21 protein-coding genes are annotated in these 24,186 nt (G+C 40.3%); 4 read left to right on the forward strand and 17 right to left on the reverse strand.

The genetic code is table 11. The features are described 5' to 3' along the window. Positions 1 to 44 precede the first annotated feature (44 nt). From AACM45_RS15935 to AACM45_RS15985, 11 genes are all read right to left on the reverse strand, one after another. Positions 45 to 761: a hypothetical protein gene (locus AACM45_RS15935; protein WP_339143968.1), complete on the reverse strand. Its 717-nt coding sequence runs from the start codon at positions 759 to 761 to the stop codon at positions 45 to 47. A 93-nt stretch (positions 762 to 854) separates the two neighbouring features. Then, the gene (locus AACM45_RS15940) at positions 855 to 2,072 is read right to left on the reverse strand and encodes a DUF763 domain-containing protein (protein WP_339143969.1); all 1,218 of its coding nucleotides are present in this window, start codon (positions 2,070 to 2,072) and stop codon (positions 855 to 857) included. Positions 2,073 to 2,096: 24 nt separating this feature from the next. After that, positions 2,097 to 2,252, reverse strand: a complete 156-nt coding sequence (locus AACM45_RS15945; protein WP_339143970.1) for a hypothetical protein — start codon at positions 2,250 to 2,252, stop codon at positions 2,097 to 2,099. Positions 2,253 to 2,374: 122 nt separating this feature from the next. Continuing rightward, positions 2,375 to 4,306: an OmpA family protein gene (locus AACM45_RS15950; RefSeq protein ID WP_339143971.1), complete on the reverse strand. Its 1,932-nt coding sequence runs from the start codon at positions 4,304 to 4,306 to the stop codon at positions 2,375 to 2,377. Next, complete coding sequence (locus tag AACM45_RS15955; protein WP_339143972.1) at positions 4,290 to 6,227, reverse strand: hypothetical protein; 1,938 nt, start codon at positions 6,225 to 6,227, stop codon at positions 4,290 to 4,292. The genes AACM45_RS15950 and AACM45_RS15955 overlap by 17 nt, the downstream gene beginning before the upstream one ends. Beyond that, a complete protein-coding gene (locus AACM45_RS15960) occupies positions 6,224 to 6,904 on the reverse strand; it encodes a hypothetical protein (RefSeq protein ID WP_339143973.1) in 681 nt (226 codons plus the stop codon). Before AACM45_RS15960 ends, AACM45_RS15955 begins: the two co-directional genes overlap by 4 nt. A 10-nt stretch (positions 6,905 to 6,914) precedes the next feature. Further along, a complete protein-coding gene (locus tag AACM45_RS15965; RefSeq protein ID WP_339143974.1) occupies positions 6,915 to 7,709 on the reverse strand; it encodes a DUF4412 domain-containing protein in 795 nt (264 codons plus the stop codon). After that, positions 7,706 to 8,083 (reverse strand): hypothetical protein, encoded by a 378-nt coding sequence (locus AACM45_RS15970; protein ID WP_339143975.1) that lies wholly within the window; start codon positions 8,081 to 8,083, stop codon positions 7,706 to 7,708. The genes AACM45_RS15965 and AACM45_RS15970 overlap by 4 nt, the downstream gene beginning before the upstream one ends. 15 nt (positions 8,084 to 8,098) lie before the next feature. Next, a complete protein-coding gene (locus AACM45_RS15975) occupies positions 8,099 to 9,145 on the reverse strand; it encodes a hypothetical protein (protein WP_339143976.1) in 1,047 nt (348 codons plus the stop codon). Positions 9,146 to 9,326: 181 nt separating this feature from the next. Further along, positions 9,327 to 9,974 (reverse strand): hypothetical protein, encoded by a 648-nt coding sequence (locus tag AACM45_RS15980; RefSeq protein ID WP_339143977.1) that lies wholly within the window; start codon positions 9,972 to 9,974, stop codon positions 9,327 to 9,329. A 77-nt stretch (positions 9,975 to 10,051) separates the two neighbouring features. Further along, entirely contained in the window at positions 10,052 to 10,651 is a 600-nt protein-coding gene (locus AACM45_RS15985; protein WP_339143979.1) for a hypothetical protein, read from the reverse strand. Positions 10,652 to 10,755: 104 nt separating this feature from the next. Here AACM45_RS15985 and AACM45_RS15990 point away from each other — a divergent pair, with 104 nt between their 5' ends. Together AACM45_RS15990 and AACM45_RS15995 are read left to right on the forward strand one after the other, a co-directional pair. Further along, positions 10,756 to 11,331 (forward strand): RNA polymerase sigma factor, encoded by a 576-nt coding sequence (locus tag AACM45_RS15990; protein ID WP_339143980.1) that lies wholly within the window; start codon positions 10,756 to 10,758, stop codon positions 11,329 to 11,331. Further along, entirely contained in the window at positions 11,324 to 12,061 is a 738-nt protein-coding gene (locus AACM45_RS15995) for a tetratricopeptide repeat protein (protein ID WP_339143982.1), read from the forward strand. Before AACM45_RS15990 ends, AACM45_RS15995 begins: the two co-directional genes overlap by 8 nt. Here AACM45_RS15995 and AACM45_RS16000 read toward each other — a convergent pair. The 5 genes from AACM45_RS16000 to AACM45_RS16020 form a co-directional block, all read right to left on the reverse strand. Then, a complete protein-coding gene (locus AACM45_RS16000) occupies positions 12,034 to 14,814 on the reverse strand; it encodes a CHAT domain-containing protein (protein WP_339143983.1) in 2,781 nt (926 codons plus the stop codon). The two genes, AACM45_RS15995 and AACM45_RS16000, sit on opposite strands and share 28 nt — an antisense overlap. 210 nt (positions 14,815 to 15,024) lie before the next feature. After that, entirely contained in the window at positions 15,025 to 15,657 is a 633-nt protein-coding gene (locus AACM45_RS16005; protein ID WP_339143984.1) for a hypothetical protein, read from the reverse strand. A gap of 316 nt (positions 15,658 to 15,973) precedes the next feature. Next, entirely contained in the window at positions 15,974 to 18,838 is a 2,865-nt protein-coding gene (locus tag AACM45_RS16010; RefSeq protein ID WP_339143985.1) for a response regulator, read from the reverse strand. 72 nt (positions 18,839 to 18,910) lie between these two features. Then, the gene (locus AACM45_RS16015; protein ID WP_339143986.1) at positions 18,911 to 19,606 is read right to left on the reverse strand and encodes an ABC transporter ATP-binding protein; all 696 of its coding nucleotides are present in this window, start codon (positions 19,604 to 19,606) and stop codon (positions 18,911 to 18,913) included. Between the two features lie 67 nt (positions 19,607 to 19,673). Beyond that, the gene (locus AACM45_RS16020; RefSeq protein ID WP_339143987.1) at positions 19,674 to 21,143 is read right to left on the reverse strand and encodes a DUF5687 family protein; all 1,470 of its coding nucleotides are present in this window, start codon (positions 21,141 to 21,143) and stop codon (positions 19,674 to 19,676) included. A 127-nt stretch (positions 21,144 to 21,270) separates the two neighbouring features. On the opposite strand from AACM45_RS16020, the gene AACM45_RS16025 reads away from it, so the two are divergent. Then, positions 21,271 to 22,320, forward strand: a complete 1,050-nt coding sequence (locus AACM45_RS16025) for a ferredoxin--NADP reductase (protein ID WP_339143988.1) — start codon at positions 21,271 to 21,273, stop codon at positions 22,318 to 22,320. 7 nt (positions 22,321 to 22,327) lie between these two features. On the opposite strand, the gene AACM45_RS16030 is transcribed toward AACM45_RS16025, so the two are convergent. Next, positions 22,328 to 23,125 carry a patatin-like phospholipase family protein gene (locus AACM45_RS16030; RefSeq protein WP_445227734.1) on the reverse strand — a complete coding sequence of 266 codons (798 nt, stop codon included), beginning with the start codon at positions 23,123 to 23,125 and terminating at the stop codon, positions 22,328 to 22,330. 261 nt (positions 23,126 to 23,386) lie between these two features. Here AACM45_RS16030 and AACM45_RS16035 point away from each other — a divergent pair, with 261 nt between their 5' ends. Continuing rightward, positions 23,387 to 24,088, forward strand: a complete 702-nt coding sequence (locus AACM45_RS16035; RefSeq protein WP_339143991.1) for a TIGR04282 family arsenosugar biosynthesis glycosyltransferase — start codon at positions 23,387 to 23,389, stop codon at positions 24,086 to 24,088. The last annotated feature ends 98 nt before the right edge of the window (positions 24,089 to 24,186 follow it).

The raw sequence follows: 24,186 nt of genomic DNA on the forward strand, positions 1-24,186 counted from the left end.
GCCCTATTTAGTATGGGTCTGATCGATAAAATGTAAATAACTGGCTATATCAATTCCAAGTAAATGCTTTGGGCTGACTTAAAATATGATTTAAGCCCAATAATCAGGCTTGCCAAAAACCCTTTTAGGGGTAAAACATCCTTTTGATTTTGAAGTGCAAAGCTTCTCTCTAAATGGGTTTTGTTCTCACTTTCCGTAAAATTCATTTCTCTAAGGATAGAATGCCTTTTATACCACGAAAGTTCCCCATTTATTATTCTGAATTTTATCTTGAATTTTGACTTCTCTTGTAAAAATACTTCAAATTGAGCACCACTTTCTTCATCTAGATGAAGAAAAAAGCGCTTGATTTTCTTCTGAATCAATTTAAATAGTGCCTCATCTATTTCTTGGGTTTCCTTGTAACTAGGCCTTATAGGATGTTTTTCTAAATTTTCTACGATTCTCTTTTGTTCGTTAATCTTTGGCTTTGTGTATTCTTCGTAAAAAATTCTTCTAAATTCAGAACCCTTCTCTTCTTCAAAACTTTTTTCCATCCGTTCATATGATTCTATTAGGCTTTTAGCTTTTTTTATTTCCGGATATGAAGGATTTTTAAGCTCAAGCAATGTATCAAGCTCTTTATGTAGATGGCCCAATGCTCTTTCATCAAACTCTACTTCTCGATACAAATGTTGTTCTAAATTTTCTTTTATCGCCTCACCGACCCTAATAATCTCCCATTGGTAATAGTCAATAAGCATGTCTATATCGGAAGGCATTTGGTTTTTTATATCCAAATATAAAAGATTTCAGTGTAGGGGATGAAGCCGATTGTCAACTGACTAAAGAATCAATGACTGAAGTACCTTAGTCTAAGGTAAAGGTTGATCAAACAAATCCAATTGCTTGGCTTTAGGTGGTTTGGCATACCCAAATACACTTCGTCCCCAATATTTATACGATTCTTCATTTTCTTTCTGTACCAAGTCATCAAAATTTTGATTGGGCACGAAGTTCCTTTCAGCTTGTTGCGCCATTTCAGTTAATTTTTTAATGGCCGCCATTTTATCGGAACGACCGATTTTTGCATTTTCAACAGCGGTCTGCATGGTAGAAATGGTATCATCGTACACTTTTGTAGGAACGGGAAAGGGAGTGGCATCTTTTCCACCATGGGCAAAAGCGAAACGTGCCGGGTCTGAGAAACGTGATGGGGTACCATGAATTACCTCACTGACCAAAGCCAAAGACTGTAATGTTCTTGGGCCCAATCCCTTCAACAATAACAGCTCTTCGAACTTTTCAGTCTCGTTTTCATGGGCCAACCATAAAATACTCCCCAAACGTTTAAAATCAACATCGCTTGCCCGTATATTATGATGGCTTGGCACCAACAAGTGGGGCAGTTCTTTAATGACCTTATCAGGGTTTTCCTTGGCGATCTTTAAAATGGCGCTTTGCGTATTTTGGGCGTCACCATGAACCAAATTCAGAATCTTACCTTGATTTTCACCGCAAATAGCGGTATGGGGCTCTTTTACAAAATCAGTTATCTTTCCTGAATGCCAATGGTAACGTCGGGCTTTACCATTTTTTCCGTTCATACCTTGTTGAACGACTGTCCATGCCCCGGTATCCGACACCATAAAGTTATGGATGTACAGTTGAAAACCGTCTTGTAGGGCCGTATTGTCAACCTTTGCGCTGAGTTTACTGCAATGTGCGAGGTAGTTGCCATCTAGGCCTGTTTTCATGCCGACCTGCTGCAACTCTTGCGGTGTTTTTAAGGAATGTTTACCCTTGCCACCGCAAACATAGAGCCCTAATTGTTTTGATACGGGATTGATGACCTGTTTTAAAACGTTCATTACCGTGGTGGTGACCCCTGAAGAATTCCAATCCATCCCAATGACCGTTCCGAAGCTTTGAAACCAAAACGGATTGGCCATTCGTTCTATAAAACCCTCTTTGCCATGTTCTAAAATAATAGCCTCTACCATAGGTAATGAAAGGGCTTTCATCCTATTTAAGAGCCAGGGTGGAACATGCCCTCCATGTAAGGTCAAATCTGCCGTGCCTGATCGTGCCAAAGGTTAATTTTTTTTGTGAATTTGTTATTCCCCACTTCTTACCCGTCCACCAGCCAGATAAGACGATTCTGGCGTGGATGCGGAATCCAAAACAAAATAGGAACTATGGATTTCTACATTCGCAGGAATGACAGCCTGAAAATGACCTTTCCGCATTCTAAAGATACTAAATAGATTCATTTCAATTGTTCGGCAACCAAAATGTTGAACAATCATGACTCTCGACAGAGTGGTGATACCTATTCTTATAACCATAGGCGAAAGGCCTACGGGACACAGATACTACTGTTTTTTTTAAATTTCTAAAAAGGGGTCACCAGTATTTCTACCCTTCTGTTTTTCTGCCGGTTTTCATCACTGTCATTGGGCACTATGGGATTCGTTTCGCCATAACCTATTTCCTTCCATTTAAAATCAGCATTACCCATGGCCTTTCGAAGTTCTTCCGCCACGCTCACCGCACGCTTTCTTGATAGTTCAAGATTGCTTTTATCGCCGCCTACATCATCGGTATGACCTTCGACCGTGATGGTACCTCTGGGTATGTTTTTCATTTGTTTGGCCAATTCATCAATAGCGGCCAAACCTTCTGGTTTGAGCATATGCTCACCACTATCAAACAACACGGCACTGTCGAGACTCATACGCAGCGCCCCACCAATAGTGGCAACCGCATCAATATCGGCCCCAGGCACTTCACTCCTTGTTTCAAGATCGGTGAGCCGTATATAATTGAAGCGTTGGTTCGGTGCCACATAATCACCGATATCCACCATGGCGGTGCCGCCATCGATTTTTCCAATGGCAATCCAGTTCACCGCATCGGTGGAAATCTCCAATTTTGTAGGTTCAATTTCGCCCACTTCAAATACAAAAAGATCCGGCCCGTTGACATCGATCAGCACATTGTCAACGAATTCAAGGACCATTATTCCATTTAAGCCTAAATTGCACATCGTCTTTTCATAGTCTGAATTCAGCCCCTCATAGTCTGGTTCTCCTAAGCTTGTTTTTGGATTTGCTTTCTCAGCTTTTTCCCCTCGTATAAAGGAAACATCGTTATCGGCAAAAGATAGCCTGCCCAAGGGAAGAAAGACAAATTTTCCCTGCTCAGAAAGGTAGGTCTCCCCTACATTCGTATCACTGGCGTACCAACTAGGGTTTTTCTTGTAGAATTCGTCTTCAGCATTTTTGGCCTTTTTCAGAAACGTTTTTGCCTGCTTCTTTCTTTGCTTGTCAAGGGTAGCCATTCTGGTTTTAAAATTATCGGTTGCATCGCCATTGCCAATATGCTTGGTAATTTTATCTGATAGCCCATTCCGTAAAAGTTCTTTTGCCTCGGTTGAGGATTTAATTTCTATGTTCCCCGGGGTTTCTTTTAACATTTCAACTTCATCTTCAGTTATATTTAAAAGTGCAGCCAGTTGGGTTTTATCCATTTTTAGAGATGCTAAAAATGCCTCTTGATTTTCTATCGCCTCGTAAACGATTTTTCCAAATTCAGTTTTTTTGACCAAAAATTCAATATAGCTGGGCTGAACGAGACCATCGGCGCTTAAAAATTCTTTGGGAATTCGGTCGATTGCCTCACGAATCAAATAGTTTAAACTGTCTTTTTTTCTTTTTTCATAATCGGTCTTCTTAAAAAGGCCATACAAATCCGTTATATCATGCCCGTTACGTTCTTTTTTGCCCAAACCATCTATAAAGGCATGGGCATTTTTCACCAATCTATTTGCTTCGGTACCATTGGCATTTTTTTCTTTTTCAAGCCCTATCATTTTTATTCGTAGCGCAATCAAAGAGTCTACTTCTTTTTCATTGAGGTCAAATACTGTGGCAATCATTGGTTTTAACTCCGTGATATCCATTTTCTCGAGTGCCGACTTTTCTTCTTCCTCACTTTGCGCTGTAGGTTCTTTTTCAAAGGGGATGTCATAGGTCTTGGTAAAGTCTTCTCTAAGAAATTGCTCATCTAACACCAGAATTCCTTGGTTTTCTTCCACATTGGAGTTCAAGGGTTCTTTATCCAAGGCCGTATGTGCCGAAGGACTCAAAGATTCTTTTTTTTCTGGGCTACTTTCGGTACAGCCAAATGTCAAAAGAACTAAAAAGCTTATTTGGCCAATGGCAAAATACTTTCGTCCGTTGCGCCCTAATGCAGAACTAGCCGAATCCCTTAATAGTACCAAATCCAAGGCATCTATTAGATTAAATTTATTTGTAGGATGCATAGCGTACTTTCATAAATTCGTAGTAGATAAAACCTGAATGGCTATACCAATTTTCATAGCCCAACTTTTTTTCACAGGCATCAATTTTCATTAAAGAGCCGTACAAATGATCCATAAGTTCTTTGTATTTGTTGTCATAGGTCTTGTCAAACTTTTCTATGGACTTTATAATCTTAAAGCGCTCTTTTTGCCAGGCCAAACCAGAAACTGCATGTATGCCAGAGAAATTATCCCCGAAAGAGATGCCAAAATCGGTTACCTTTTTAGTGTGCTGTGCTATTTTCAACAATTTTTCTAGGGTATACCTGTTGTGCTGCAAGTCTCTGTAGGCATTTTCTAGACAGTCACAGCCTTCTTTGTTTTCCTCATTCGAGTTACCAGTGTTTTGTGAACGTCTCGAACTTTCAGTATCTTGAGGGTTGTTTAAGTTCCTATTGGCTCCTTCGTTATCACCACCGCCTTTGGCCCCGTCATTTCGATCACCCTGTTTTTTATCCTCACTTCGGTTTTTGTCTTTTTGGGTTTCTCTATCTGAGTCTTTACCGTCTAGTGATTCTGTAGTATTTCTTTGTTGAATTCCACCTATTTCCCGTGCATATGAAGTCATGATTTCACTAACACTGGTTGAATAGTTGGTCTCGGCGTCTGCCCTTCCACGTTGAAGTAATTGTGTTGCATTATCCAATGCATTCTGATAACGTTCCGTGGCACGGGAAATAGCATCTGCCTCGCCTCTTGCATTACTCAATTCAGTTCTATATTGCTGCGAAACTGCCTGGTTGGTATTTGTAAAAGTAGTAGTATGTGCCTCGATTACCGCATTTCGAATATCGGCTGCCTGCTGAAGGCTACGGTTTTTCTTTCGTTCAGCCTTTCTGATTGCCTCTTCCGTATTTTCGTCTTTTGCATCTTCGGTTTGGTTTGGTTCGATAGAATCTCCAGCACCAGAGGCATTCGTTTGGTTTTTATTAATACCATCATTATTTGAGTTAGAACCCGAACTGTGAGATTGACTGATCCGAGCAATATTGTAACAACTAGAGGGCAAGTTTGGCTGGCCTCGGGGGTCCATATTAGGGTCATGGTCGGCATCATCAGAACCTAGTAGATCAAATTTGTCGAAATTGCCATTGCCATAAAAATTAGCGAATGCGTTGGTCAAATTACCAGCGAATTGCCCAACTTCGCTTTGGCCGATTTCATGCGGCACTATTTGTGCACTCAAAACACTACTCGTGAATAGAAGAAGTAATAAAGCTGCGGTGCCACTAGATTTCCTTTTAAAAAAAAGTAGTGCCAGAATCAAGATCAAAACAACCAATAGGCCAATAATCAGCATATAAAAGAGGTAAGGATCATCGGTATTGTTTGTATTGACGCCACCTTGATCTTCTAGCCCTCCATCAATTTGCCGCATACTACCAGCGTCTACAAATAGATTGCTTTCGGGAAACAGTTCAATGCCAGCCGAAATAGCAACTACAAAGGGAATACCCCGTTTTTTAGCACTTATTTTAATACCAAATTCCATAGCGGTTCTGAAAGCTGTTGAATACTCGCCATTTTCGGTGTACCCGCTTCGCACGACATCGTCCCAATTTTTTTTGACAAGTTCAACGGATAATTCATTACCATCTTCTACAAATACCTTTATCATTGCTGGACGCAGTATATAGCCCAGCTTTTTTATCGCTATTCTGCTCTCAATTTCATCTGTAATACCTTTAAAATATTTTACGGTAAAGTCTTCTCCTGCTTCAGGAATTGGAAGTTCGGTTTTGACCACCGGTATGTCGTCATCATCGATTGACGGCGGAATAAAACCCTTTTTATCTTGGCCAAAAGCCAAGCCTAGGGTAAGTATGGACAACCAGAAAATTATTGGTCTAACTACAATAGTATGCATGGCCCTAGTTTTCATTTTCTATATTCTTTTAATAAATGATTGGCAAGCCTTACCATTTTCTGACCCAAAATTTCTTGCTGTTCTTTCGTACGGTCATTATTGGCATTGCCTGAGCCATAAGAAATGATAAATGCCCCATCGTAATTTTCGTTATAAATACTGACTCGTCCGTAACGCGGCTGGGTAGTGATATAATTGTCTTTGGTGTCTGCCTCAATAATAAACCTTTGGGTGATTTTTTCGATGCCCTCTTCCTTATGTTCTAGATGCTCTTTTATGGCCTTTTTTATTGTAGCCTTGCCCAAATCAGAGACCCGGAATTCGATTACCATGGCATTGCCAAGTTTATCAATTCCAAAACCGCTCAATTCGAATAGGCATTCGTTATCGCTCCCTTCTTTGTTACCAAAAGGAAAATCAGATCCAAAAACTTTTTTTGCTTGTTCTTGTGAGCTTGTCCTTTTGATATTGGAAATGGGTATACCTGTAGCTTTGGCAATATCCGAAGCATCGATATCACATGAAAAAGCTGTGAGTAAGGCGCTGTAATCCACAGAACTTGAAGATTGTGCAGCGGTTGTCACTGCTGTTGTTGCTGAAGCTTCTTTATTGGTGTTTTTTGTGGGTTCTCCGCAAGATCCGAACAAAAGTAGCCCTAGTAGCAAACCTAATATGTGGAGTCGTGTTTTCATGTTTACTGATTTAATTGGTTTGGTAATCGTTGAGATCTACGGTCAAGGTTTCCGTGGCTATACGCGTACAGACCAAATGGGTCTTTATCGGTTTTCTTTTAGAGGTATCGGTGATTTCCATTTCCAAGGCAATTCCGTTACTTAATTCCGTCCAGGGCGATTTCGAATTTTTGTTTTGTTGGTTGCTCAAATGAAAATTCTTTAGAATGTTATTGAACTTTTCATCCAGCTCCGTAGTACCCCAGACGGTACCGGAGTAGTCTTTGCCTATAATATTGTAGCCTTTGCAGGTATAGCCCAAAATAGTTTTTGTTTCCCCGTTTTGCTTTAAATCAAAACCCCTTCGTTCATCGATACCGTCATACAATTTTTTCGTGTCAAGTTTTAAGGAGGTGAGTGTCTTCAAACCGCTTAAATCCAACAAGGCGTGAATCAGTTTGTCATTAAAATCCAGTACGGTAATGGTTTGTTCTCCGGGTCGTAGCTCAACGAGCGTTGCCGAAATCTTATCCTCCTTTCCTGCATAGGATTTAAAACCAACCGTGTCATCATTGGTCGTGATCTCCATTTCGATTACATCGGTAAAATCGTAGATGGGTCTAGTTTCGTTACCCCATGACTTTTTTTCAAAAATTTGATCTAGGGTTTGGTCCGTTTTCTTGGATGCTTCACGCTGCACTCGTCTTTCTACAGTCCGCTCTGCCGCTTTTTGGGCTTTTTGTCCCAATTTCTTTAAAAATTGACCATTGGCACCTACGACGAACAAGAGCAGGGCAACAGTTGTAATATGCTTGATCACTTTCATTTTTTTTGTTTTTTAAGTTCCGCTCCCATAATTTTTTTGAACATAACCGTACCCAAAGAGTCTTGTTTTTTCTTAGGCAAATCCTTGGATTGCGCTAGATATACCATTCGGTACTCTGCTTTTTCCTTTGGGGTCAGCTCCATTTTTTCCAACAACTCCAAGAATCCGATCCCTTGACCCAATCCCATAGTGTTTCCATCCAGGTTTTCGCCAAAGGTTCCGGTCAGCGTGCCTGAAAGCATATCCATAAAGTTGTCTTGTTTGTTTTCTAGACTATCTTTCTTAGAGGGTTGCTTAGTCTTTTTTGTTTGTGAAACACCGGCCGTTGTTGATACTAAGAATACCACAAGACCTATTATTCGTATTGTTTTCATTGTTCTGTATTTAACTTATTCTTCTAGAATACTTACTATTCTTGAGGATTGTTCCCCATCAGGAAATTCACCTCCTTCAATGCCAAAAAACAACCACAGTTTTCCTTCGAAAACCAATGCTGAATGTTCGGCAACACCGATATCTGATCTAAAAGGTTCATATTCAAACCAATTGACCATGTCTTCAGAGTACCATAGGTTTCCTTGAATGCCTAGCGAAGAAGATGTTGTGCCAATACCCCCGGTCACAAACACCTTATTTTTATAGACCGTGGCCGTATGCGCATAACGGGATTGAAAAATGGTATTGGTCTCGACCCTTGACCAGTCCGCACCATTGGTGCTGGTCCATATCTCATTGGTAATGGGCAACGATGCATCAGTTGGGTCAAAACCCCCTAGAACGTAGATGGCCCCATTAAAGACCACTGCACTAAATTCTTCTCGACCGGTGAAGGCATTTTCCGCTTCAAGTTGCCAATCGATGCCATCGGTCGATGACCATACCGAAGTATTTTCTGGGGAATCGATATTCCTAGCAATTAAAAATAGCCTGTTGTCAAAAACAACGACATCATGATTTACTGCGGCACCAAAAGCTGGGGTATTTGTAACCAGGTTCCAGCTAAGACCGGTTTCAGAGGACCATACTTCCGCTATGGCGTTACCATCTAGATCGCGACCCCCTATAAGCCATAGTTTACCGTTATATGATATGAGTTTACCCTCGGTTCTGTAAGCGAACGGGTTCTCGGCTATGGATACCCAGGCAACCCCGTTTTCACTGCGCCAGATATCGCTTTGATCTATTCGCGTGCCGGGTCTATTTCCTCCAATAGACCAGACTTGATCATTGAATATGGCCGTGGCATTACTTGCTATTGCACCAATTTGATCTTCTTCTGTTTCTATGGTCAATAGAAGTTCAAGGCTCATTCCTTCATCATCCATTAAAATATCCCCATCGAGAAATACGTCATCATCAGGGTTAGGGCATCCCATCAAAAAGCCCAATAATACCAGGCTTACACAAGTTCTTATGGTTTTGACAAGGTTTTTCATTCTTTACTCGTTTTTGGTTTGAATTGATTCGAAATTTCTTGGCACCGTAACATCCGTTATTGAACCACTGTAGTTAGGGGAGTCGAATTTCTCAGCTTTTGTGGCCTAGGTCTTTTAAAGTAGGTTCCATTTTTTGATAAGAAGACAGGGAAGAAATCCCCGTCTTCCAATTGAAGCTTGATTAGTAATGTAACCCTAGATAATCCATTACTTGATAGTAGTCATTGATATCCACACCTTGTTGCTGCATAACGCTAACTACGTCTGCCTCTCTTGCACTCCCCCCAGTATTCGAGGGTTCGATTAAAATATATCTGGCAAAACCGTCAATCGGGGCTATTGTCGCAACGGTATCCGGATTTCCTAGCTCGGTCAATATAATCTCGCCAACTGATACTGACATTTGCATATCAAAAGACCTGAAGAGCGGTTCTGTAAATGGAACCGAAAAGACCTGTTCAAATGAGTCGCCGAAAGAGAAATAGGTCAAAATAGTATACGTGTTAACTACTTCTTGGGTGATTGTTTCATCTTCTATTGTAAAAGAAGCTTGTGAAAATTCATACGCGTCGGGAAAATCTGCCGCTATCCAAGGTGAAGCAAATACGTTGGCGTTGCCGTCTTGGCCATCAGCACCATCCATGCCCGCTGGACCTTGTGCTCCGTCAACACCATCAATTCCATCTAAGCCGTCAGCACCGGCCGGACCTTGGGTCCCGTCCAATCCATCAACACCATCCATACCATCTTCACCATCACAGGCCACCGTCAAAGAGGCAAGTACAAACAATAGGGTTAAAAATTTAAAACTTGTTTTAATTGTTTTCATTTTAAAAAATTTAAATCGTTATCATTATTTTTCATTTAATGGGACGGGATTAAAAAGGTTAACATGATAATCTTGAATTATTCGAACCAAATCTTGTCGATAGCCATAGAACACCCAGTTTTACTGCGCGAATCGAATTGAAAACGAATTCCGTCAATTTGTGATAATCTATAATTCGGACCGATTTTTTTAAAATCGGATAGTGGAATGGTAACTATGAAGGCGCTTTCACTTGCCGGAAGTTGTTTCCCGTAAGTAGCCCTAGAACTTCCGGCAAAAAATATGGCGTAAAGACCGTTGACCGTGCTCTTTGCCTCAAACTGTATATGTAAATGGGTATGCTGGCTTAAATCTAATCGTAGGGGTGTTGTCGCTACTTTAGTATTCTTACCGTATGCCAAATAAAAAGTGCCTTTTGTATCATAGGGGGTCGTAACCACCCATAAACCTTCTGTAATAGTTGTTTGAAAATACTGCCCAAATCGGTTTTCATGCGGGTTGATCCAGATACTTCGGGTTTTTCCAATAATGGTGTTTCCCTTTTGAACGTGAATGTTCGTAGTCTCAGTAGTAACAATGGTGGGTTCTAAGTTGCCTGTCTCAAAATCATCGACCACTAATTGGGCATTTACGACACTGATCAGAATCATAGTACCAAAGAAAAATTCGTATTTCATTTGAGCATTATTCTAATATGCATTCATTGACATTCTGCCCAAAAGGTTAACACAAACCATTTTTTACTACTTTAGATGTTAACCTTTCCAAACGAATCGCATTAATGGTAAACGTATCTGACAAAGCGTTGTTCAAAAGCTTACGTGACGGGTCTGAAATAGCTTTCAAGACGGTTTATGAAGCCAATAGGAACACCTTTTTGAACTTTGCAAAAAAATATGGTTTGGATACTGAGGATATTTTAGATGTCTATCAAGATGCGTACATCGCCTTTTATGAGAATATTCAAAACGGAAAGCTGATAGAACTTAAAAGTTCTTTAGGTACATACCTTATTGGTATTGGAAAATATATGGTGCTCGAAAGGTTACGTAAGAATAAAAAGACGGTAAGAAGTGATGTGGCCCTCGAGGTATCGCCAGAGGTCGACGAAACCTTGGAGAATTTTGATGTAGCGCTGCCCACACTTACCCCAAGACAACGGTTGTTGAACACACACTTCGCATCGCTTGGTGAAAAGTGCAAGACCATATTGGTACTGTTCTATTATAAGAAATACAGTATAAAACAGATTATGGAGAAGGGTGGTTATAACAATGAAAATGTTGTAAAAAGTCAAAAGTCGCGATGTTTAAAGAGTCTAAAAGAAGCCATGAAAAACCCCAATAACCATGGATAAAGAAACGCTTCTGTTGAAGTATTTTGCTGAATCGCTTAGCGCGGAAGAGGAAATGGCATTTACTTCATTATTGGAAAAAGATGCAGAATTTCGGGCACAAGTAGCTTTCGAAGAAGACCTGCAACGTACGATACAACATCGTGAAAGGGCAGCTTTGAAATCGAAATTAAAGACTTACGAGTCGCAAAACACAAAAGGTCAAAAGCCGAAAGTCTTCAGAAGACCTATGGGCTACTTGAAGATTGCCGCTTCCGTCGCGGTATTGCTCGCAACCTCATGGTTTGTTTATCAATCGTACACCACCCCGAACTTAGAAAAACTTTACGAGGCCAATTATTCTAAATTTCCCAATACGGTCTATACCATTACCCGCAGCGACACCCTAGACAATTCACCTGAACGAAAAGCTTTTGAAGCGTACGAAGGAAATGACCTTAAGGCAGCCGTTTTGTATTTTGAAGAGCTATCGACCATTAGCAATCTTGACTACATCCCTTTTTTTCTCGGACAGTCTTATCTACAGAATGGACAAATTGAACAAGCATTGCAACAGTTTGAGTCAATCGCAGAAAAAGATACCGATTTTAAAAGTGAGGCCCTATGGTACAGTTCACTGGGTTACCTAAAATTAGGGAATAAAAGCAGGGCCAGGCAAAAGCTGCAATTGTTGGTTACCGAAGGAAATTATAAAAAAGCCCAAGCTCAGGAATTGTTGGATACCTTGGATTGATCTTTTCTTCTAAAAATGAGAAAAACCGACACTATGCTTAGCCCTATGAACAGATAATGGTGCCAGGCGAAATCAAAGGAACCTACCAGGGGTTCGGTGTTACCACTAAGCAGAAAACCGGACCAATAGAAGGGATGCGAATATCTATTTTCATCATGCTTTTTCAAGAAAACCAATTTAGCATGTTGTAAGGCATCGTCCTTTGCGCTTCCGTCAGAAAGTTGACCATAAAAGGCATCCATGATCTCTGGGGTCGAACCATCGTTGATGCTCCACGAGGTTTGTACGATGCTACTTGCCCCACTGTAGAAAAAAGCACGCGCCAAACTAATGGCCCCTTCCCCTTTTTGAAGCTCTCCCAAACCTGTTTCGCAGGCACTTAGGGTTACCAAATCTGCAGTAACATCGAGTGCATATAGATCATTGATGTATAATACCCCTGAAGTAGTCGTATCTGGCGTAAAGGTCAAAAATGAGTATTCAGGAAACCTATCGTTGATTCTTGCATGTGTGGCCAAATGTAATATACTGTAACTTTGCATGCCTTGTTTAAAGGCATTGATGGTCGCGGCCTCGTCTTTAACCGCGGTACCTTCGAAATAGGTAGCCAAGGCATCAACTTCCCTACTAGCATTGGGCAATGGGGCGAAAGCGATATCATTGACCAGAAAATCGGTTTTAAAACTCGGTGCCACAGCCAGGTAATTCGGGTTCCCCTTTTTTGGGCCCTCTAGCCGCGACCATAAAGTGGCTGAGTTCGCATAGGCAATACCATACTTTTGAATCAAGTAGCTTTTGGTGTTTACATCCGTATTCAGGGCACCAAAAGGAAGGGATTGTAGTATACCGTCAGGTATAATCAATAATTTTTCGGTGTGCGTACCTTTCAGAAAGGGAGCAACGAACTTTTGATAGAGCCCAAAGGAGTTCTTGTTCAACGCGACTATATCACTTTTTGGGTTGGCTAAATGGCGCTTAAATGTTTCTATTTGTGAAAGTTCCTTTTTAGAAAATGGAACCTTATACAGTGCTTTATCCTCATTCGAGATACGGATGGCATATACCGCTTCATCACCGAAAAAATAGGAAATTGCCGTCTGCTGTTTGGCTAAAGTATTTTGAAGCCCTTTCAAACCGGTAACGGTCTTGTCGTATTTTAATTCAAAATACGAAGGGTGTTTCTTTTCTAAGACGGAAAGCAAACGTTCATGCTCCCTTTTCAATTCGAAGAGTGCTGTGCGGGTCAAACTATCACCTTCTTGTATTTCGCGTTCTTTATCGGCAATAGAGATTTTCAAAATCTTTTCTTGCTCTAAAAGCTTGGAAGGTACCCCGGCAAATAAAGTTGCGTCGTTTTTGTGAAGTGCATCCAATAGGATATTCCCTTTACTTCGTTCAAAAAAGACAAATGCGGTATCAATATAGCTTCTTTGTCCACTTCTTTGATACCGTTGGTAACAGGCTTCTATGCTTTTCTCAAAAATGGGGAGTACATTTTCTACCAAGACCTGTTTATCGGTATCATCGTAAAAAGTGCTTTTTAATTGCAATAGTTCCATAATGGCGGTTTGTCCGATTGCTATTTGTTCTGCCCATGCCCTAGTGGATTTTTGGGATCCGTAGATTTTCGACAACCCAAGTAGAATAGGAAAATGGGCGATGCGGTTAGAGGCTTTGGCCTTTTCGTGATGGGTGTGGGAATCCACTTTAAAATAAGATGCTGCTTTTTGATAATTCTTCAATGCCTCATCATACTCCATCATGTCGTAGTACAGTTCTCCAATGTCTTGAAATACAAGGGCTATTTCGTCGACGACCCTATTTTTCTCAGCATATGTTAGCGCTTTGCGGTAGTTTACGAGCGCATTGTCGTGTTCCCCTTTTTGTTTGGCAATACCGGCCTGCGAAATGGCCAAATCCACTTGAAAACCATGCTTGTCAGGAAATTCTTTTTTGATCAAATCAACATAGTAGGTAGCGCTATCAGGTTGCCCTAATGCCAAGTAATTATTGATAAGCAATATGCTTGTACTTATAAAGCTGTTCTCAAAATCGCGTACATCGAATTTCAACATCCAAGCGATGGATTCCCTCGCATAACTGTTGGAGACCTTGAACCGTTTTTGCTTTGCTTTTAATGCGGCGATTAAATTTTTGGTATCGTATATTGCCTCATCATCATGGCCGTATTTTTTATGAAGTCGCAGGTTGTGCTCGTAAAATTGCCCTGCGAGTTCATATTTCAGTTCGTCACTATACATTGTAGCGATAAAACTATTTGCTACGGTCTCGAAGCTTGAGAAATCTTCGTTCGTAATCGTATCTTCTTTGATAACATTTCGAAGCTTCAAAAAATACATTCGCGCTTCTACATAATCATGCAGGTTATAATGGTAAGATCCTTTATTATACCAATGATAGTATTTATAGTATTTGCCAACTGCGGAAATATCATTTGACTTGGCAATCACACCTAAAAGACTGTCTGCCCTGACAAGTTCATTTTTTTCTTGTAATCGATCTCGATGATAACTGAACAAAGCCACTTTTTCGCAAAGGATACCAAATGCATTTATGCTATCATTTTTCGATTTGGCCAAATCAAAGGCAATTTCAAAATAGTAGGCGCTACTATCTTTATGGGTCCAATAGTGCTCTTCGGCTTTTATCAGCTCGTTCTCTTGGCCAAATAACCCAGTAGCACCCAGCAAAGCAAAAATTAAGAGAAAACAAGTAAGGCCCCTGCTACTCATAGTAACCAATATATCGAAAATAATTAAACCTATCGGGCACGAAGAATCATTCTTTTGACCTGTCGCTTCTTGGACGTGGCATTTGCCAAGTGCTTGAAAAGGGAACCTAAAAAAAACTGATGTATCGTCGAACTTTGAAACAAAAGGCTTGTGATAAATTGAAGTAGCCCCATGGAACCATGGGGCTTTCTACCAAAAAATGTCTAAAGGCTACTCTGGATTATAGTTGAATTCATATTCACGCGTTTTTCCAGCACTATCAGTATACTTTACGGCAACGGTACCATTACCTTTAAATTTTTTAAGATTGAAGGATTTGAATACAATGGAACCTCCTTTAGGTTGCAATATTTCCCCTAAACCTCCCGTAGTACCTCCATATGCGGTTCCCTTGCTATCTCGAATAACTATGTCGAGGTTTTCTGCTCCTCCAGGTGCTATGCCGAAATCAAAGTCAAAATCACATCTTCGAGGTTTTGGGCATGGTGGTCTTGGTGGTTTTACCCCGATGAAAACATCTTGTATCTTACCAAGCTCAACTTTTAAACCGGCCCTATAAGCGAATGCTTTTTGTAACTTTTCTTTGGTATCCGCCTCATCCTTACCACTGTCCAACAACTTTTGTAGTGCTGCGATTTCCAAATCTGTTGTCTCTATTTCGCCATTTAAATAAAAGCGGTAAAGATCCCCTTCGTAGAGACTGTTTTCAGCAGTTGGTTTTTCTTTTTGCAACTCAATTTCCGAACTAACAGCGAACAGGGCGCCGTCATTTTCCTTAAGTTCGTCGGTACATGAAATCAACATCGCCAATACGACATATACCATACCTAATCTCGTTTTCATATCTACTTTATTTGAATGGTTAATTCTATTTTCACTACTTCCATTTTATGCTATTGATCAACAAAAGGTTAACACCTTCGGATTTTTCACCTCAAGGAAGGGCATAGGTTAGAGTTTCTTTTTGTAACCCATTATCGTTTAAGGGGATCTTAAGATGCCATTACATGACCGTATATGAACGATTGCCTTTTCTTGATAAAAAGTTGAAACTAAAATACGGCCCTTTAGCTGCGGGGTATGCGAGCATTGTAACAGGTTTGAACAATTATGTAACATGCTGTGTCACCTGCTGAAAACCGTGGATAAATGGAAGGTTTTAGTCCTTTTTTGGGTATTGTGACGGGGTTACCCCGTAGGCTTCCTTAAAGCACTTGGCAAAATAAGATAGGTTGTTAAAGCCTGTTTGATAGCATACCTCAGACACATTGGCGCCTGATTTTTCAAGTTGCTGGGCCGCTAATTTTAATCTTTGCGACCTAATGAACCCTGATGCGGAAAGACCTGTGAGGGCTTTCAATTTTCGATGCAGTTGCATGCGGCTAAAGCCCAATGCCTTAGCGAAGTCTTCTGCGGAAAACGAAGGTTCCGTCAAAGAAACGTCAAGAACGGACTGAATGCGCTCCAATAAGATTTGATCAGAAGGCGTTACCGCAATGTCTTTTGGTCTTAAAATGACCTCTTGGCTGTAGCGTGCCCGCATTCGCTTTCTATTGTGGATCAAATTGGTCATTTTCGATTTTAACAGGGCACTGTTAAAAGGTTTGGTAATGTAATCATCGGCGCCGCTTTTGATACCTGTCAATTCATTTTCGTCGCCCGCTTTTGCGGTGAGCAAAATAATGGGGATGTGACTGGTGAGTTCATGGTCTTTGAGTTCTTGGGTGAGTTCCACGCCATTCTTTCTGGGCATCATTACATCAGAAAGAATTAGGTCTGGCACTAAGCTTATGGCTTTGATTAGACCTTCTTCGCCATCGATAGCGAAATCAATTTGATATTCTTCGAGAAAGGTTTCCTTTAAAACCGTTCTTAGGTCAGGGTTATCTTCAATAATAAGAAGTAAGGGTAATGATTCCCCATTCGCAAATGCATCATCTTCTGTAATAGTAGCAGCGGCCGGTATGGCATTTGCGGCCTTCGAAGGTATGGTTATCCCTTCATGCAATTCTTCAGTCTTAAAATTCGATTTGTGGCAGGGAAGGGAAACCTTGAACACGATAAAACCATCTTCATTTTCCACGGTTATCCTACCTTGATGTAATTCTACCAATTCGTTTACCAAAGCCAAACCGATACCAGCACCTTCATTAAACTCGTTTGCCTGATAGAATCTATCAAAAAGTTGTTGTTTTTGCACCTCGGTCAAGGGATCTGCAGTATTCTTTATTACAATGGAAAGCTCTTTTGGGGTCACGGTAAAAAATCCTTTTACACTACCTTGGCCATGGCTGTACTTGATAGCGTTTGAAAACAGGTTGGATATTATTTTTTGCAGTGCTTCCCGGTCTATCCAAATAAATTCTTGCGTAATATTCAGACTAGTGTCAAAATCCAATCGGTTTGACTCCGCTAGATATTGAAAGGGCTCAATTTGCGATTTCAGAAAACTACGTATATCGATTTGAGCCACTTTTAAACTGAGGTTGCCCGACTCTAGTTTTGACAGGTCCAGAAGTTCGTCTACAAGATTGACCAGACGGGTATTATTGCGTAATATCAAGTTGTATTCCTTACGCTCCTTTGCAGAAAGACCTGGCTGCTGCAGCTTTTGTTGAATGGGTGTCGCCATAAGCGTCAAGGGTGTTCGCAGCTCATGGGAGATATTGGCAAAGAAAGTTGATTTTGCCAAGCTCAACTTTTTGATATCTTCTTTTAAAAGCCGCTCATTTTCGAGTTCGTATTGGGCGAGCACTTTTTTTCTGACATTAATTTTATTGTTATAATTCACTACGGCCCAAAAAATCAAGATTTCAACAACGGCCGTATTCAAGAAAAAGAAAAAACTACCCAACACTAAAGAGAATATGTTACCGATGATCAACAAAAAGCTACCGAAAAGCACTAGTTTACGTACTAAAGTGCGCTTTAAGACTACAGCTAGATAAACGAACATGGTAAAGGAGAGCACTCCAAAAATGATGCGAAACCATTTAAATGCCCCTATCGTATAAGCGTTGAAAGGGTTGGCCAATAATATCGCAACGTAGGCAACAATGAAAATCGAGATAATGGCAAGAACTATTTTGCTCAAAAAAAATGTTCTCGGCAACTCCTCTTCAACTTCAAGAATCCGTATGGCAAAAAAGAAATATAAACCCGTGGCCACTAGGGTGGAAACCTTGCCCAAAAAAAACGGGAGCATGGGGTTAATTGCATTTAAAATATTGAAGAAAAAAGGTATGGTCCCTATAAATAAAGTAGTTGTGAAAAATAGGTAAAGACTGTAGATCAAAAAGTTCTTGTCGATGGTCATTAGAAACCCTACCAAGAACAATAGGCAGGAAATGAGAAATACCCCTGCATAAACAGAGAGGTATTTAGGCAACTTGGCTTGTGAGACCAAATCGATAAACTTTCTTGAATCCGGATTATTGGAATGCATAAACTCAAATCCGAGTTTTCTGTTGTACATGCCAGCACTGCTGACCGTCTTTTTCATTGCGTAAAACGGTCTGCTAAAATCTATGGAATCCGTTGGCAATGAAGTAATTGCAATCTCAAATATGGTATTCGTTACTGGCTTTTTAAGTTTATAACAAATTCCTGTCTCCGTTTTTTTATAACCGCCTATATAAGGTGTATATATGGTCAAAAAATCACTTGCAAAGTCATAGATCAAGAGCGAGTCACTTTGCACCGGGTCCGCTATTTTGAAACGATGCCATAAGAACCCTTGTGTGTTGTCAATATCAGCGAGGGTATTCTCAAATACCTGCTTTTGAATGGTATCAAAGGTGAGTGATTTTGTAGTATCAAGGTAAATCGCAATTTTATTTACAGGATAATACACACTGTCATTCTTGACCAATTCAATAGGTGTTACTGTCTGCTTTTGGCTATGAAGGTTCGAACCAAAAACGAGACAGAAGCCAAGTAACAAGACGAATGTGCCTAACGAATTCTCTATGCTTGCCTTTATGGATAATGGCATTTTCCAATGAAATGGAAGTAAATATCGCAATGTCTTAAGTTTGGTTAGAACATTCATTATATCGCCTCAATTTAACTAAACATTCGCGATTCTTTTAGAATGTCATCCCCCAAAAAACGCTTCCAATTCCTTTAAAGTCTCTTCTGAGGTTTTGATGTCTTTTACCACTTCACCTTTATTAAGTACTACGATGCGCTCGCAAACATCGGTAACATGCATCAAGTCGTGACTTGATACCAAAACGGTCACCTCTTCCTTTGCCGCCAAGTCTTTGATGATTCCCTTTAAACGTATTTGGGTGGTAGGGTCTAAATTGGCAAAGGGTTCATCCAATATCACCACTTCCGGATTTCCGATAAAGCTCGCAACAATGCCTACTTTCTTTTGATTGCCTTTTGATAGGTCGCGTAAGTATTTTTTCTGACCTAAAATTTCACCATGGAAGAAATCTTGGAACTGCGCCAGCAATGTGTCTACATCCGCTTTGTTCCTTGCACGCAATTCCCCAATAAAATAAAAATATTCTTCAGGGGTCAAGTACCCAATCAAAAAGGTTTCATCGATAAAGGCCGAAGTAAAGGGTTTCCAGGCTTCACTTTGATTGACCTGAACCTCATTATTCACAATATGCCCCGTTGTAGGTTGAATCAAATCAAGCAACAGGCTAAATAATGTTGTTTTACCTGCACCATTATTGCCTACCAGGCCAAAACTCTGCCCTTTCGGAATTTCAAGAGATTCAATATTTAAAACGGTCTGAGCTCCATATTTCTTAGAAAGGTCATCTACTTTAATCATTGGTTTTTTCTTTACGTTTTTACGGCTATTTTCAAACTTTGCTTATCACTTAAGCCTAATTTCGGTCTTAGCTATTCTTTTCTTTGAACCCGGCCACCATGCCATATTTCTTTTTGCGGTATTGGTCTGTAATCGCATCAAGTAACTTGTTACGCAGCACCAATCCTATAACGCCAATCACAATGATCACACCTGCCGCAATCTCAAGGCCAATCAATAGATTTAAAACTGAAAAAATCACCATTGGGATCACTAAAACCGGCAGCATAATCAAAAACTGGGTAGCGCTGGTACCTTGCATATTGCCAAACGGACTTTTGTCCAATTCAATCCTTTTTTTATTGAAAGATCCGAAATACAGGATAACGGGTACATTCACCCCAAGGTTATAAATGGCACAGGCGATATTCACCACTAATATGTTCCAGCCAAAATAAACATAGGGAATCGTCAGAAGGAACATGGCCACGACACTGACGGTAATCAACAATGCCTTTGATTCCAAATATTTACGTAAGGGTATGTTCTGCGACATCATCATGCTGTAATAGGCACTATCCCAAGCTGGGATGAACTGCCCAAAATTCGATAAGAAAATACCTGTCATGAATATGCCTAAGAACACATGCATGAATACCATGTTGGCGTATATTTCTTGTGTGTAGAATATAAGCCCGTAGAATACGAAAAGTAACGAAATGAATACTTGCGCTTTCGTGCGTTTGTTACGCCATATCAATCTAAGATCTAGTTGTAAAAAGGGAGCCATATCCCCAAATCTTTTGGTCCAAGCCAGCTCTGAGGTTTCAACGACCTTCGATTCTACCTTCAAAGCACTATCTAGGTACAATACCCTTTTTAGATACTTAAAATTGATGGCATATACCGCTACCAAAAACCCTATGGGAATCAGCACCGTAATCGGATAGGCATACAATGCATGAAAAACGGGTCCGAAAAAGGCCATTACCGGTAATACATCAAAGTAATCCAAGCCGTATAGAATTATCGCAACGCCTAAAATCACCGCTAACGCCTTGTCGTTTTTATTGATGATAAAATTGACATAATTCAAGCAAAGTGCGATGGAAATCATTGCGACCAACCACAACAAAACATTTAAAACAGGATAGCCATTGCTAATCAAGACCACCGAAAAAGGAAAAAAACAAACCAATGACAGCATATTGAAACCCGAAAAAGCGGACCTACCCAAGATATAGTTGACAATTTTTGATTTTTTGATATTATTGATCAGCATGGGTTTAATGTCCATTACCGGCAGCTTTTGCATAAAATACCGTAGCATTAATTCCCCAATAATCCAGAAAATAAGGTATTGGCTCAACACCCACATCGGGCCTTCATTTGGCACCAATTTTCTCAATATCAAGTACAAAAACCCACCCATCATTGCCAAGGAAGCCAAAAGATAAAGCATCATGAAACCCATAAAGATTTTGATGCCCAGACTTTTACCAAATGAAGACGAACGAAAGAAAGATTTCCACTGAAGACTTATGAAACGGTTGAACATGTCGTTGGTCAATTTGTTCTTTAGTATTTGTGCTGAAAGTTACTAATTTGTTACAAAGTCCATTCAATTTGTACAAAACCGCCTTAAGAATTTTATGAATCATTAATTTTGCCCAAAAATTGATTCCATGAGCGATTTTCACGCATTGACCATTGCAGCGGTTGACCGATTAACCCCGAACGCCGTAGCCCTTACTTTTACTATACCCGAGAACCTAAAAAAGACTTTTTCTTTTGTCGCTGGCCAATACATCACGCTAAAACATGATATTGATGGAGAAGAGGTTCGTAGGGCCTACTCCATTTCTTCTGCCCCATCGTCAGGCAAACTAACGGTAGGGATTAAGAAAGTACCAGATGGTACATTTTCGGTTTATGCCAATGAAAGTGTCAAAACGGGGGATGTTTTAGAAGTTATGCCCCCTGAAGGCCGTTTTGTTTTTGAAAATAACGGTTCAGAAAAAACAATTGGTGCTTTTGCCGCGGGTAGTGGAATTACACCGATTATGAGTATCGCTGAAACCGTATTGGAGAGCAATCTGAACAATCGTTTTGTTTTGGTTTTCGGTAACCAGACCCCAACTGAGACCATGTACCTTGATAAACTCAAGGCACTACAAGCAAAATATAACGAACGGTTTTTTGTTCAGCATATCTATAGCCGCTCAACCGAACCAGATTGTCTTTTTGGTCGTATTGAAACCTCAACGGTCAACCTTATTACCAAAAACAAATTCAAAGATTTCGATTTTGACGCCTTCTATCTATGTGGCCCTGAAGCCATGATAAATACGGTTTCCGAAACCCTTAAGAATAATGGCGTTTCTGAAGACAACATTCTTTTTGAGCTGTTCACCAGTACCGCTCCAGACGACACGATAGCTGAAAATCTGGAAGGCAGAACACATGTGAAAGTTACTGTGGATGACGAAACATTTTCTTTTACCATGGACCAAAAAGACTTGGTATTAGATGCCGTATTAAAAGAAAATATTGATGCTCCATACTCTTGCCAAGGCGGGGTTTGCAGCAGTTGTATTGCACGGGTCACCGAGGGAAAGGCTGAAATGGTGAAAAATCAGATTCTTACTGATAGCGAGGTTGCCGAGGGCTTGATATTAACCTGTCAAGCGCATGCCACGACATCCGCTATCAAAATCGATTACGATGACGTTTAGTTCGCATTCAATTCGACGACGATGCCTCCTTGCTTAAGCCTTCAAGGGCTTTGCTCGTATATTCATAGCCCAAATTGTAAGCCTTTTCAATACCCTTTTTGTCTAAAACGCCAATAGCTTCCAATGCCTTGGGTTCAATAAACAGATCACACTGGGCCAATTTTGCCTTGCATGAGGCATAAATCATCAATCCGGTGACACGCCCAGCCAATTGCAAGGCATTTTTTAAATCTTTTTTACGTAGTTCTTCGGCTATGGATACATTACTGCCGATGATAAAATCGCAATTCCCATCTAAATATTCTTTGGGGAAGTTGTTCATAATTCCACCGTCGGCGTAAAGGGACCTGTTGATTTCAATCGGGCTAAAAACCGGGGTCAATGCGGCTGATGCCAGTAAAGGATAAATTAAAGGGCCTTCTTCAAATAGAACCTCTTCCCCCTTTAACAAATCAGTGGTGACAACGAACAGCTTTTTTGTAAGTGCCTCAAAACTATCCTCAACAAAATACCTTTTGAAGATATCATAGTATTTGGCCGTATCGATCAACCCAGGTTTACCAATGGCAAAAAAACTGTACTGGAAAATGGGGGTATCCTTGAAGAAATTCAGCATATCATCAATGCTATTTCCATTGGCATATAATGCACCCACCAACGCACCAACGCTACTGCCCGCAATTTGTTCAGGTTCGATATTATGTTCCTTTAATGCTTTGAGCAGCCCGATATGGGCCATGCCCCTGATGCCTCCACCAGATAATACCAACCCTATTTGGCCCTTTATTTTTTCCAATCCCTTCATACCTTTAAAACAAAAAATCGGCCCTCCAGAAAACTAATTTTTATCGAAGCGAATCAACATACAAAATTTCCAGGTCGAAGCACATTCCCTTTTTGAAAAGTTATGAAAAGAACCTTATCCCACTATAGATTTTGTTGTTCATACCAAATCAAAATTAATACGTTTGTTAAAATTTATTACATTACGTAAAGTTTTAACCTTACTTTCGACTGAAGTATGTGGACGTAACCCAACGTATTTAAAAAACAATCCATTTTTTAATTGACTGCTGCCCAATATAATACTGCAATTCTGATTTTTTCCCATTCGGCGGAAAAGGAAATGCTGAACAAATCGTTCACTAAAAATCCGCAGCTTTTTGAAGCGCTAAACCGTGATACCCTCGTAAAAGCAAGACGTACAGGGCTACCTTGTTTTCATTATACCGAAAGGGAACAACTTGGAACGACTTTTGGTGAGCGCTTCGTCAATGCCATTCAAGAAATTTTTAAAAAAGGATTTGACCATGTCATTACCATCGGTAATGATAGCCCACAATTGAAAACGAATCACTTGTCTACAGCTGCCGTCCAATTGCAGCAGGGCAGAACCGTACTCGGACCTACTTTTGATGGGGGTTTTTATTTAATGGGGCTTCACCGGTCCGATTTTGACGCCAAGGTTTTCTTAAGGCTGCCCTGGCAAAGATTTGGGCTTTTCAATAGGATTTCAACTTTACTTCGGTCTAATAATTCGAAGGTTTACCACCTTCCCGTACTACGAGACATTGATGTTGAAAAGGATATCGATTGCCTACTTAATTTTACCCACTCCATTTCAAGGGAATTACAAAGGATTATGACTGCTATTCGGTCAAAAAAACGCCTCACCTTTTTAGAAGGGGAAGTACATTATAAAAGTTTAACCTCCTACTCTTTATTCAATAAGGGGTCTCCCCTTTCACTGCCCCTCACCTGTATTTAAATCCAATACGGATAAAATACCTTAATAACAATACGATTTTATACTCCTTATCACTAGAAGGAAATCGTAGTGTCTAATCTAACAACACCTAAAACTAT

The sequence above is a fragment of the Croceitalea sp. MTPC5 genome, from assembly GCF_036985505.1.
Taxonomy (GTDB): domain Bacteria; phylum Bacteroidota; class Bacteroidia; order Flavobacteriales; family Flavobacteriaceae; genus Croceitalea.

Excerpts from the sequence above, each read along its gene's own strand:
- AACM45_RS15935 (WP_339143968.1), bottom strand. The coding sequence starts at position 761 with ATGCCTTCCGATATAGACATGCTTATTGACTATTACCAATGGGAGATT.
- AACM45_RS15945 (WP_339143970.1), bottom strand. The coding sequence starts at position 2,252 with ATGAATCTATTTAGTATCTTTAGAATGCGGAAAGGTCATTTTCAGGCT.
- AACM45_RS15950 (WP_339143971.1), bottom strand. The coding sequence starts at position 4,306 with ATGCATCCTACAAATAAATTTAATCTAATAGATGCCTTGGATTTGGTA.
- AACM45_RS15955 (WP_339143972.1), bottom strand. The coding sequence starts at position 6,227 with ATGAAAACTAGGGCCATGCATACTATTGTAGTTAGACCAATAATTTTC.
- AACM45_RS15960 (WP_339143973.1), bottom strand. The coding sequence starts at position 6,904 with ATGAAAACACGACTCCACATATTAGGTTTGCTACTAGGGCTACTTTTG.
- AACM45_RS15965 (WP_339143974.1), bottom strand. The coding sequence starts at position 7,709 with ATGAAAGTGATCAAGCATATTACAACTGTTGCCCTGCTCTTGTTCGTC.
- AACM45_RS15970 (WP_339143975.1), bottom strand. The coding sequence starts at position 8,083 with ATGAAAACAATACGAATAATAGGTCTTGTGGTATTCTTAGTATCAACA.
- AACM45_RS15975 (WP_339143976.1), bottom strand. The coding sequence starts at position 9,145 with ATGAAAAACCTTGTCAAAACCATAAGAACTTGTGTAAGCCTGGTATTA.
- AACM45_RS15980 (WP_339143977.1), bottom strand. The coding sequence starts at position 9,974 with ATGAAAACAATTAAAACAAGTTTTAAATTTTTAACCCTATTGTTTGTA.
- AACM45_RS15985 (WP_339143979.1), bottom strand. The coding sequence starts at position 10,651 with ATGAAATACGAATTTTTCTTTGGTACTATGATTCTGATCAGTGTCGTA.
- AACM45_RS15990 (WP_339143980.1), top strand. The coding sequence starts at position 10,756 with ATGGTAAACGTATCTGACAAAGCGTTGTTCAAAAGCTTACGTGACGGG.
- AACM45_RS15995 (WP_339143982.1), top strand. The coding sequence starts at position 11,324 with ATGGATAAAGAAACGCTTCTGTTGAAGTATTTTGCTGAATCGCTTAGC.
- AACM45_RS16000 (WP_339143983.1), bottom strand. The coding sequence starts at position 14,814 with ATGAGTAGCAGGGGCCTTACTTGTTTTCTCTTAATTTTTGCTTTGCTG.
- AACM45_RS16005 (WP_339143984.1), bottom strand. The coding sequence starts at position 15,657 with ATGAAAACGAGATTAGGTATGGTATATGTCGTATTGGCGATGTTGATT.
- AACM45_RS16015 (WP_339143986.1), bottom strand. The coding sequence starts at position 19,606 with ATGATTAAAGTAGATGACCTTTCTAAGAAATATGGAGCTCAGACCGTT.
- AACM45_RS16020 (WP_339143987.1), bottom strand. The coding sequence starts at position 21,143 with ATGTTCAACCGTTTCATAAGTCTTCAGTGGAAATCTTTCTTTCGTTCG.
- AACM45_RS16025 (WP_339143988.1), top strand. The coding sequence starts at position 21,271 with ATGAGCGATTTTCACGCATTGACCATTGCAGCGGTTGACCGATTAACC.
- AACM45_RS16030 (WP_445227734.1), bottom strand. The coding sequence starts at position 23,125 with ATGAAGGGATTGGAAAAAATAAAGGGCCAAATAGGGTTGGTATTATCT.